Source organism: Anatilimnocola aggregata, assembly GCF_007747655.1.
GTDB classification, from domain to species: Bacteria; Planctomycetota; Planctomycetia; order Pirellulales; family Pirellulaceae; genus Anatilimnocola; species Anatilimnocola aggregata.
The window spans coordinates 8,465,799-8,477,982 of sequence record NZ_CP036274.1 but is presented as its reverse complement, the minus strand read 5'-3'; the positions used below and the strand labels follow the sequence as shown (position 1 = coordinate 8,477,982).

Genomic DNA, 12,184 nt, shown 5'->3' with positions numbered 1-12,184 from the left:
TCCTTACTGAGCAGCCACCGCAGCTCGCCGATCGAGCGCGCGGCGGACGACGAGCACGATGCCGGCAATCAGCAGGAGCAGGCCGACCACGGGCAAGACCTGCAGGATGATGCTCAGCAGGCCACCGAGGATCAACAGAATGGCGAACGCCATTGTTCCGGTTGCGCGGCGAACGGGTAGTTGCCGGCAGATGCGATAGACGATCAGGCCCACGGCAATCACGGCAGCCAAGATCGCCAGGCTCGACCAGCGACGAATCAAGTCCCAAGACACGGGCTGAGCAGTGATTTCGATTGCTCCGCGCGGCGTAGTGAAGAGAAACACCTGGCCGCGCTCGGGAAGTTTGATCTCCAAACTGGCGAGCCCCGAAACGGCGCTGGCACCAAACGCATCGACCACTGGCAGGTTGATCGTTCCGCGTTCACCGGCCATCGCGTTGCCGATGACTCCACCGCCACCCATTCCACCGCCACCTGGCATCGCACCACCAAAGCCTGGTTGGTTCCGGCGATCCGCTTCCGGATTTAGCACCGATCCCAGCTGACTTGGCTGTCCGTTATAGGTCTGCCCAGCCCCGGATTGGTTCGGCAATTGCAACTGCTGGGCTGCTTGCTCTTGCACATCTTGCTGCAGCTTTTGTTGATAGCGATTGGCGTTGTCCCGCTGGCGCATCTGATCGTTGTTGTTGAAACTGCCGGACTGTCCCTGGCCTTGCCTGCCTCCACCCGACTGGTCGCCAGGTTGAACTCCCGACTGGCGCCCAAGTTCGCGCGTGTTACCAAAGCGATAGCTGAAGTTCTGATCGGCGTCATTCTTCAGCGCTTTGTTAGCATCGAGGTCTTTTAGCTCGACGACAACTGGTGCGGGTGCGGCTTCGGTTGGCGCAGGGACGCCTTTGCCGCCACGCACAACCCGTCCTTGCTGCTGCTGACCGGGGGCATTGCTGGGCTTGCCTGGTGCTTTCGTCGCTGGATCGGTCTCTTTCCCGTTTTGAATTTTTGGCAAGGCGGCGGCGAACTTCTTCGCTTCTTCCTCCAATGCTTTTTCGTTCGATTCTTCGGTATCCAGCATGTTCCCTTTGAGGAATTGCGGATTGTAGGCGAGCTCGCTCTGCTTTTTGCTGTCGGCAGGACCGGACGATTCTGTTTGCGGTCGCAGGCTCTGATCGAAATTTCGACCCAGCTGCGTGACCACGTTTTTGCTGCGGGCAACCTTCTTATCCATCCAGGCGTCGTTGAGCCGGCCGCGATTATCGGCAATGTCGAGACCCTCAAGTTGCTCCTGCACCTGAACCTGCGCTTCTTCCTGGGCAGACTGCAATTCCTGATAATTGTCGATTGCCAACTTGGTCTGACCCAGGTTGTTGGCGCTGCGCGAGTAGGTGTTGTATTGCCAGGTCTGCATCAGGCCAGTGAGATTCGCCTGAGCGCGAATCTGCACGTTCAAATCGTCGCTTTGCAATGCCTGTTTCGCTTCATTCACCTTCCGCTGAAAATACGATTGAAAACCTTCTTCCAGTTCGTTCTCGCTGGCTACCTGCTTCATGGTGCCGCCGAAGTAGGGCCAATTGAACGACTCGGGGAGCAGCAGTTGCACCTGGCTCTGTTCGATGTTGATTCCCCGCGTGCTGATGAGCGGGAACTTAATGGGCCTCAGCGTCGATAGCTTGCCGACCGAGCCGCCGTACTTGATCTCGACGAGATAATCGCCGCTGCCGGTCGGCGTTTTGATGAGCGGAATCCGCATCTCGCCGGCAACTGGGGGAGCATGTTCGACCGGCTTCACGGGCTGGCCTTTGACGACTGCCGTCCAGAGTCGGGCGTTGGGCGGCAGGATGATATCAAGATACTGCTCAGTGCTGTTGCTGACGTGAAAGGTGACTCGTGCGCGATAGCCACCCTCTTCGTCGACTACGAGCAATGTGCGGGCGAACTCGATGCGAGCTTTGGCCGTTTCGAGCTGCTGGTTCTGCTGCGTCTTGAAAGTGAGTTGAGGCTGTGCATCGCCAACGCCCAGATAGGCCTGGGTCACGTGCTGACCACTGCTCCACCCTTCGCCCAGCAAGCGAATCATATCTTGCCACGCTTGCTGCTGGCGAGAAATCGGTTCGAGGCCGGTTCGCTTTACTTCCACCACTTCATCGCGGCCGGCATTTTCGATGACGATCAGCCTTTGCGAAGTTGCCCCAGTTAACGACTGCGGAATTGCCACGTCCTGCGGCTTGTCGGTCAGCAGGCGATCGTGCTCGATGATGACGCCCAGGCGATAGGTCACGTCATCCTGCAGCGAGAGTGTTACCTTGATCCAACCCGCGGGAATCTGCTTGTCGGCCTTGTTGTCTTCGATCTTCTTCCGCTGCAGCAGACTCTCTTCCTGCGGAATACGAATCCGCGCGGTCTTGAACGACTCGGGGAGCAGGAACTGAAGCTCGTGAATTCCCGCATCGGCAATTTGATAGTCAAGCAGCACGGTCTCTTCAATCGCGCGACGAGTGACTTTTACATTGCTGACGGTGCGTACCGAGACGCGCGGCGTTTTGCGAGTCAGTTTGAACGTCGCCGAGTAATCGGGAACTCGATAGTTGAGGACCACGCGGGCCAGCTTTTGCTGATCGGCCTTGAGCCAGCGCTGCGTTTGCTGCAGCAGTCCCGCTTCGCAGTTTTTCAAGTTAGTCGCTTGCACGTCGGTATCGGGATCGGAGAGGACGACGACTTCGCCCTGTTGACGTTCGACGCCGAGCACGCTGATGACCGGCGCGGCCACTTCGTCCCACTTGGCCCGCGCGGCAAAGCGACCGACCAAGGTCAGTGTAAATTCTCCTTCGCGGCCATCGAGCAGATGAATGCTCAACTTTTTGCGACCACTGGCCGCATCGGGAACGACCGACCACAGAACGTTGTCGGGCAGAAGTTGATCGAGTTCGAAGCCAGCTGGGAGCAGCACATCGGCCTGATACAAGGGCTGACCTTGCGGACGAAATTGAATGCTGGCTTCGAGAGTGGCTTCGCGTTCGGCCACCTGCAGAATTGTGCGCACTTCGGCCGAAGTGGTAACCGCCGTTTCGCTCGCATTTAATCGAAGTTGAAACTTATCGCCGGTGCCCGACGCGACGAAGCGATAGGTTTGATAGGGACGCAAATTCAGTATCGACGGGTCGTCGCTATCGGCCGCTTGCATGGCGCGGGCCAGATTGGCATCGCTATCGGCCCGCACCAGGCCATTGGCCGTTTCGGTTCGCAGTTCCAAGCGCGGACTGCGGCGAACCATCAGTTCTCCCTGTTGCAGCGCAGCACCACTGACGAAGACCGCGGGCGCATCGAAGGTGGCGAATTCGCCGGTGCCAATGCGGCCCCGCTTGGAAAGGACAAGCGTGAACTTTTCGCTGCCCGTGGCGGGCTTCAGCAACGTTACTTCGACCAGTTGCCGGGCAGCATCGGGCTTCACTTGCCAACCGCGGAGGTTCTCGCTGAGGACTTGTTCGATCGAGTAGCCAAGGGGCAACGAGAACTCGAATTGATCGCGCGTACCGCGGCCAAAGCTCAGCTCGGCGACCCAAGTCAGGCGGAGCGCGTCTTCGCGCACATCGAGAACGCCGGTTCCTTTCGACGTCAAACTTTGATCGATCTGCCCGATGGCCACTTTGGGCCGCCATTGCAAATCGAGTCGCCCGCTGGTCGAACCGAGCAGAGTGGTTTCGATCTTTTCGTTGGCCTCTTTGGTATCGAAGCTTCCTTTATCGGCAGTCCCCGCAATGCGGACTTCGGTCGCGGCATCCGGCACGGTGAGTGCGAGTTGGCTCGCGCCACCGAGGGGGAGCGCAGCGGCCACTTGTCGCCAACCACCGCGGCGCGTGAGCCCCAGGCGGAACGCCACGTCGACCGTCTTGCGACCAGCGCCTTGCGTATGCAGCACCATCACTGCTCCCGCTTCGGGCACGGGCAGGGCCGCTGCTTGTTGCATCTGTGCCGGTGGATTGGGTGCAGCCTCTTTGGGTTGGACCACTTGCAGCCGCGCGGGTTGGCCATCGATGGTGGCCTTCACCAGTACGCCGCCAGAAAACGGTAGCGGAATGACGACCGCTTTGTCGCTGAGAACATCGATCGTCAACTTGCCAGTGACGAGTAGTTCGTCCGTTGCGCCGAGCGTGGCTTGATAGTCGGCTGCGAGCACGGCGAAATCGACCGGTGCAGGTTTCACATCTTTCGGCTTGTCGGGATGCGCCCGATTCCAAAGTTCGATGAACTTCGCGTAGGGAATCAACACCTTTTTGGCTTGAGCCAGGCCATCTTCCGAATCGGGATCGTAAGGGATGATCACCGCGTCGACTGGAATGGCAACAGGACCGCCGGGATCGAGAATCGGCAACAGATCTTTCAGATCGACGACCTTCACCTGATCTGGCTTGGGTTCCGCAGCAACTGCCGAGTTCCCACTGGCAAGCAGCACTGCCGCGAGCAACAGCGGGGCGATGATCGTGCCGGTGCTGCTGTTGAGCGGCACATTGGTGGTAGTCGTTTCGCCCTGGCAGCAGCCAGCTGGCAGACGGGCGACGATTGCCCGCCACAGCGACAGGCAGATCGAAGCAAGCAGGAAGTAAGGAATTAGCGCCGCAGCGCCGAAGAAGGCGGCATCGAACACGGGGCCCAGTTCATCGAGGGCACTGGTGAGGAGCACCGGGATGGAACTGATCAGCAGGAAGATTATCACATAGCCGGCCTGTTGTTTGGCTGGCCGGCGCGTGAGCGCCACACCCATCAGAAAGACGAGCAGACCAACGCCAGCAGCTGCGTACTTGATGCGCGTGCTATCGACCAGCGTTACCTGCAACTTCGGGTCGACACCCAAACTGCGAAACGTTTCGATATCTGCGCCGGGGAGCGGGGCAAAGTCGATGGGCAAACTGCTCACCCCTTCGAGCGCGGCGAAGGCAGCCTGATGTGGTTGTCCTAGCCCGTCGTCGAGAATAATGGCTTGTTGCGCGCCGTCCGTTGGCGGAGCTTGATTCATGGCAATCGGCCCGCTGAAAGGATCAGCTGCTGGGAGAGCTGGAGTGGCCGGGGGTGGTGATTCAGTGGGCATCGCCGTTGGCGGTGGAGCGGGAGCTTCGGCCGCTGGAACTGGTTCGCCGGGCTTTGGTGTGGGAAGTGGTTGCCCTCGCACTATTTCGGCCCGCTCGTAACGTTCCAGGTTAGCTTGGGGAGCGGCAAGATCTTCGCGAAACGAGTCGTGAACATTCTCCACGAGGCCTCCCGCAGGTGCTTCACGTTTTGCCATCGAGCGCGATTCATCGGACATCATTGCGATGCTGCCGATCTGCCGTTCCAGTCCAATTCGTCTATTCACACCTCCACCCAGTTCATACAGCACCGCCGCCACTTGCAGGGCTGCCATCGGTGGGCGTTGCTTTTTGTCGGGCGACACAGTGCCGCTGCTGCTCCGCAGTTGGTAACCACTGGGGAGAATCAGATCCCACTTGAGATCGGCCTGCGGAACTTCGCGACCCGCTTCATCGCCGGTGCCGCGCAGAAGTAACTTCGGCGCGAACGCGCTGATCGTCGATGTCAGCTGGAGTGGCTGGCCACTCGTTTCATAGACAATCTGTACGCGCCGCGCTTTCAAGTCTTCGCGCGGCGGCAAGCTGACGAGCAGGGCTGCCCCTTCCTTTTGCGGCTTGGTCGGCAGGCCATCGACGAGCATCGTCCAGAGGACGGCATCGCCGGGCAACGAGACTTCGAGCATGGTTGCTTTCGTCACCAGGTCGTAGCGGGCCACCGATTGCGTCAGGCCGTTAGCTGAAACGCGGGTCACCAGTTCGGCCAGTTGCACGATGGCGCTCGGCAAGGCGTGTTGCTCGCGGCGCACGACATCGATCTTGATGAGGCCGTCGCTACCTTGGTAGCCATACGCGCCGATCACGCGGCGGTCGGCCGTAGCCACCGACTGTTCCAGCAGATAGCGGGCTTGATAGAGTTCCGCTTCATCGACCGTGCGATTGACGGTTGTTGCCTGCACTTCGAGTTCGGGCGAACCTTCGAGCCAGGCAAAGGCCGATTGAAACTCCACATCCTCTGCCTCAATCAGCGGCAGTGGATAGGCTTTCAGCTGGTTCTCGCTGACCGGCAAGCGGAAGTCGATCGTGAGGCGAATCTCGCCCGCCTGGCGCTCGGCCAATTGCACCGTCCAGCGACGGCGGTCGCCATCGTCGGCACTCCGATATTCCTTTACGTTGACGCCATCGAGCCCGAGAATTGTGATCTCTTTCGGCGTACTGGCTGGCAGCGAAAACGCTAGTTGACGCGTGCGCGCTTCGCGCACTTGATAGATCAGTTCGTAGTGCGCCTTGAGCGCATCGGGCAGGACATGCAGGAAGGAAAAGGCCTCTGCCGCTACCGAGGGCTGCTTGCGCTCGACGCGGAACTTGGCAGCGAATGGTCGCGATTCAAAGCGATAGGCCGCAGCGGTGATGACGCCACCGAGGCCTTGCGCAGCTTTCTCATTTTCGAGCAAGGGGACTAAGCCCGTCAGTTCCAGCGGTTGAACAGCCAAATCGTCGACCGTTTGCACCGCGATCGCGCCGGTTTCGCGCGTGGCGCCTTCCAGGATCAGTTCAGGAAACGTCGTGGTCTGTTCTTTCCAATCGGCGAGCCAACCCGGGGGATTGCTCGACGCGCGGACGATGATCTTGCCGCGCGAGCCGGCAGGAATTCGCTGCGCGAGATTGACGACCATCCGCGTGCTGCCATCGGCCAGTTCGTACCGCTCCAGGCTGAGCGGCTGATTGTTGTCGCCCAGGACTTCATTCACGCGCCAGCCCAAGGGAGCCCGCAAACGGACTTGAAACAGATCTTCGGCCTGCGGCGAAATGACAAAGCCGCCGCGCAGTTCATGCCCCTGGTCGCTGAGCGACAGAAGCAAGCTGGTAGCAACGACGAGTCCCGACTCGGGACGGACGAAGTTGGCACTGAGGTCGTATTGCGTGGCATCGATATACGACGGGACATAGTACGTGGCCACGTGGCGAACGACCGGCGCACCGGGCTCGGCTCGAAAGATACTCTCGGGCATCGCCTGAATGAGAATCGCAGCGTCGATGGGGAGGAGTTGCTTCGTTGCCAATTCTTGTGGTTCGAGCAAGTTATCGACCAGCAGACCGACGACGGCCACTTCGCCGGCTACATCGAGCGGTTGCAGGCGAGGAAGCTTCCATTTTTGCAAACTGGCGAGCCAGTCCTGGCCCAGTTCCGGCGAACGATTCGCCGAAATGGCGATTAGCGTGGCGTCGGTTGTAGCTTCACTCAGGATCGCTTCGAGAATCTGCCGGCCTTTGTCGTCAGGCTTCACTTCCCAGCGCGAGAGGCGCTGCGAAGTGACGCTGGTGACTTCAAAACCTGCTGGAACAACGAAGCGAAACCGATCGACCGGATCGTGCAAGATGCGATGGGCGACGTTGACGTGCAGTCGTTCGTAACCCAGGGTGATTTCGTCGACTTGAATCGTGCGGGCCACGACGAGCCGCTGCTCGCGGGCCTGCTTGTTGTTCAGCGACATCACAATGTTCAGCGAACCGCTATTGAGCAGCAAATCGAGCTTGGTCCGATTGGCCGCTTCGTCGTACTTGCGACTGACGACCGAGGCCCCACCTTTAATTTCGACATTACCGGCCACGGATAGCTCGAGCGTGGCCGCCGGCGATACGGGCAAAGTCAGTTGCAATGTTTGCAGCGCAGCTGCGGCTGGAACAGCAGCCGTGAGTTGCAAAACCAATTCGTGCTTGCCCTGTCCCTTAACAAACAGGCGCAGCGGACCTCGCGGCAAGCGCGCGATTGCCGCGGGCTGGCCATCGAGCGTGGCACTTTGCACGCCGACGCCACCCAATTGCAACGGCACGATCTGCCAGCCTTCGTGCAGAACTTCGAACTGCAACTTGCCGGTGATTTGCGCACGGCCGTCGTCGATCTTGGCCGAATACGCAGCCTGCAATTGCACGATATTCACGGGCCCTTGCTTGACAGCCTTGGCTTGCACCACGGCGAGCAAGTCTTCGTATTCCTGGCGAGTGAGAAAGACTCGTTCTTTGTCATTTTCGAGAATGACCGGCAAGTCTTCGAACGGGACGAAGATTTCGCGAATCGGTTTCTCGCCCGAGGGTTGAGCAAATGCCGTACTGGCAAATACCAACAGGGCAAAAGTGGAGAGCAAGAAGTGCTTACTCATGACGAGCACCCCCTTCCGATGTTGGTGGCTCGGGCAGTGTCGCGGTGGGCGTGGTGGGAGGCTCCGCAGGTGTTGAGATCATCGTTCCACTTCCGGGCCCTCCCGGCCTGAAGGGAGACGACCCTCCCGCAGCGGGCGCTGTCGTCGAAGCCGCAGCAGCGGCCGCAACTGCGGAAGCAGTGGCAGCCGTACGAACTGGCCGCGTGGCGATCCACTGCACAACTCCCGGCAAGGCCCACACAAGGAAGCGAACGAGCCAAACGAGAATTACCAGGCCAATCGCCAGGTAAAGCGTTGGTCCACCGGTGAGTGACCGAGCCAATGTCGGCAGCAGCACGGCGATGAGGACAATTCCGACCACGAGTGCGGCGAGATACCAGAGGCGATCTCCCAGAGGCCGCGAGGTGAGCAGAATGCCGACAATCGCGATCAGCGCGAAGACGAGCACTTGCAAACCGGTGTTGTTCATGTTGACGAGACGGAGCGAGTCGTCTTTCGTCGGTCGCAGGGCCGAGAAGAGATAGAGTGTGCCATCAGTGCGGAAATCGCGGCCGAGCGTTTCGCAGCCGGCCACGCTCGCGCGGATCTGCTGCAGCAAGTGCTCGTCGTTCGAGTTCACCTGCTTCGGCGGCCAGGCAGCGCGATTCTCGGCGGTCCAGGGACCAGTCAAACCGAGCAGTCGTTGTTCTTCCGGCAGATAGGCGGCCAGATAGATCTGCTGCACGGCCGTTTCATCATCCAAGAAAGTTGGCACCTGCAAATTGCTCGGGACGCCGTCGTATGTGTAACGCAACTCAACCACCACCGGCGTTTCGGGCGAGTGCCCTACCAGTGGAATGAAGAGGTTTCCCTGCGTGTCACTTTCCAAATTCGCGGCCTGCCCGTTGATCCGTAGTGGCTGAGTGTCGAAAGCGGTTTTCAAATCCACGTTATCGGGCAGCTTGACTTGAATCCGCTGCTTGGCGCTACGCATGCGATACAGAGCTTGCACGGTCACTTGTCCACTGCGAGTCGCCACCATGCGCACGAGTCCCAGTTCGACGCTCGTCTTTTTCACAGCTTCGAGTTCGTAACGAGTGGCGAGCAAGGTCAGAGACCAGGCGTCGGCATCGTGAAACTCAAACGCGCGGGCTGCATCGGGCACACTCACCTTCAGGTCAACACGCGGATCAATCGGCCGCAGGCCGGTCGCTTCGCCATCAACGCCGATATCGATCGTCTCGGCGCGGGTCGCAGCAATTTGTCCCCAGAAGCGATCGACTCCCTTGGCCTTCAAGATCGGCAGGCGAATCTTCACGCCCTTGCCCGCGGCCAATTCGGCCAGCTTTTGTTCCCAGGTGAACTTAACCTGCACCCCGCCGAGCAGCTCCGCTTCGCCCGAAAGTTCCAGCGCCGTGTAACCGGGCGAAACATCGGTCGGCTGCGGATCGAACGCGCGTTCGCGAATGGCCGGCGTTTGATTGCGCAGCTCTTTCACCAGGGGCGTGGGCACGTCGAGCCGCAGTGACTTCACGCCGCTATAGCGCACGTCATAGGCAAACTGCGATTCATATTTCACGACTCCCTGCTCAATCCGCGCGATCAGAGTTTGTTGCACTTCGATGTAAGGTCGACGGCGTTCTGCTTCCACCTTCAAACTGGCGGGTTCCTGCGTGAAGGCAAACGCCAGCAGTTCGCGCACGAGGGGAAAGCGTCCCGCGCGGAGCGATTCGAGTCCTTGCACCGCTTCGGCTGGCGAAACAGGCCGCAGTCCTAACTGCTCGGTCGGATGTACGCTCAAGCTCTCGGGCGTGTAGACAAGCAATCGTCCTTGCGAGCGGGCGACGCTCTGGGGATTGACGCGCACGATGGGCACTTCAATGGCTGACTTCTTACCGGTAGGCGTCAGCAAGTTGGGATCTTCCGACCGCTTCTGCAACTCGACGAGCAGGGCCACTTTGCCCAGTGCCTTGCGGCTGAGGTTCACATTCAACCGCGACTTACTCTTGCGAGTCACTTCCTGGCCGTTTTCCATCACCTTCACTTCGCGCTCGGCCAGATGGTGCGAATCGACTTGCACCGCAGCTGCCCCGGCGATGTCGCGCCCCACCACTTGCCGTACGTCGAATCCCTCGGGCACATCGACTTCGAGTTGAAAGACGCCGGCCCGCTGAATGTTGTAAAGGGCGAGGAGTGTGAGTGTGGTCTGTTGCGGTTCGAGAAACACTTCGGCCAATTGATCGACTTCGATTTGCGGCTTCACCGATTCGACGGTCAGCGTCAAATCGTAGGCAGCCCGCGAATAGCGAAATGCATAAGCCCATGTTTGACCGGCCAATTGCTGCGGCAACTCGGCTGCGTCGATCTGCAATAGATCGAGCCGGCTGTCGACTTCGCTGCGCAGTGAATCGGCCAGTCGCACCACCAGCACTCCTTGCTGACGGCCGACATCAATCGCCCGAATCACCGGCACCTTTACTTGCTGGCGAGCCATTTCGGCGGGCATCTCTTTGTCGCCGATGAACTTTTCGAGTTCGATCACCAGGTTCTGCGTGCCCCGTGCGGGCTGAAACAAGTCGACCGTGATGATCCGCCCCAGCGCGTCGTTCTTTTGCGTCCAGCCTTTCACGTTATCGTCGAACACGTTCACCACGTCGTGATCGGCAGGGAGCGCGACTTGCAACTTATTCAGATCGGCGCGGCTGATGTCATAGACCAACGTCGCGCGCGTGCGGACGACACGCTCGTCGATGGTTACTTCCTGCCGCACTTGCACGGTGGCCAGCGCCGTGAGGCCTGCGGCCCCTTCGGCCTTCGGTGTCCAATCGATGCGGACCTGCTCAGCCGCACCCACAAAGGCTTCGACGCGAGTCTCTTTTTTGTCTTCGGGCTTGGCATCCCCTTCCATTTCGGCCGTCGTCTCGGTGGCGGAGAGCTTGGGATGGACGTTCACTTTGACGCCAGGCTGGGCGATTCGAATCTCCCAGCGATTGACCGGGGCCAGTGGAGCATCGAATTGCACACTGTTAGTACCAGGGGACTTGGTATAGGCCCGGGCATAAACCAGCTCGAGGGTTAGTTGCTCCGGATCTTTTCCCTTCTTCTCGAACAGCAGGCGATAGCCGGTGGCCGGATCGTGCAGCAAGCGAGCCGGATTATCGCCGAGCTTGGCCGAGCGAATGGCGGCGTCTTTGAGTCGAAGCGGAACTTCGTTCCAACCTTGCCGCAACACTTCCAGCTTGAGCTTGGCCGTGACCTCGACCACGTCGGCCTTGTCGTTGATGACTGCCACGCTATCGATTTCGCTAATCAGCGCATCGACCGGCGGCTTAATCTCGTCGATCTTCTTGGCCGCTGCTTGCGCCGCCTTCCACAGTTGCTGGAACTTGTCGTACGGCAAGAAGACGCCGCGCCCCTCCTTCTCGAACAGGCTGCGCAACTTGGCGTAAGGAATGTAGATCGTCTGCTCGCGCAGCGGTGTGGCCGGTTTTCCTTCGGCAGCTGCCACGTCGTCGGGCGTGGGGGCCGGCGGCATCGGTGCTTGGGCAAAGCTGGCGGCGGCTAGCAGACTGCAGCCGATGAGGGCTGCCCAGCATAAGCCTGCACTAAACAAGCGTTGAGAGAGGGACTTCATCAGATCAGTTCCTGTGTGGTGAACCGGTACGCGGCGGGAACCCGCTGAGGCAGCCGATGACCCGGGCGATTCGACTGCTGGCTGACTGCGAACGAATGACTTGCGACGAGATTGACCCCTGCCAGCTGACCGACAAGCTTACGCCAGCCAAGGGCCGTTGCTACCGCCCGCGATGTGCCTGGCCGTATAACCGGCCCGCGCGCATCACTGGCGATATGTTAGACGATCTACGTTACCCATTTGTTCTAAGAGGCTCGAATTGGTCGTAACGACTTTGTAAAAGGTAACGAAATTGCGATTGCATTCGCCCCTTGCGCAGCTCCAATGCCGCACACCAGCAGGTGACGTTAGAACGCT

2 protein-coding genes are annotated in these 12,184 nt (G+C 59.7%); both read right to left on the bottom strand.

Going from position 1 to position 12,184, the window contains the following annotated elements; genetic code table 11:
• Window positions 1-3: 3 nt before the first annotated feature.
• On the bottom strand, window positions 4-8,214 hold the full coding sequence (locus ETAA8_RS32270) for a hypothetical protein (protein WP_145098922.1): 8,211 nt from the start codon (window positions 8,212-8,214) through the stop codon (window positions 4-6).
• Window positions 8,207-11,827, bottom strand: a complete 3,621-nt coding sequence (locus ETAA8_RS32265; RefSeq protein ID WP_145098919.1) for a hypothetical protein — start codon at window positions 11,825-11,827, stop codon at window positions 8,207-8,209. Before ETAA8_RS32265 ends, ETAA8_RS32270 begins: the two co-directional genes overlap by 8 nt.
• Window positions 11,828-12,184: the final 357 nt, after the last annotated feature.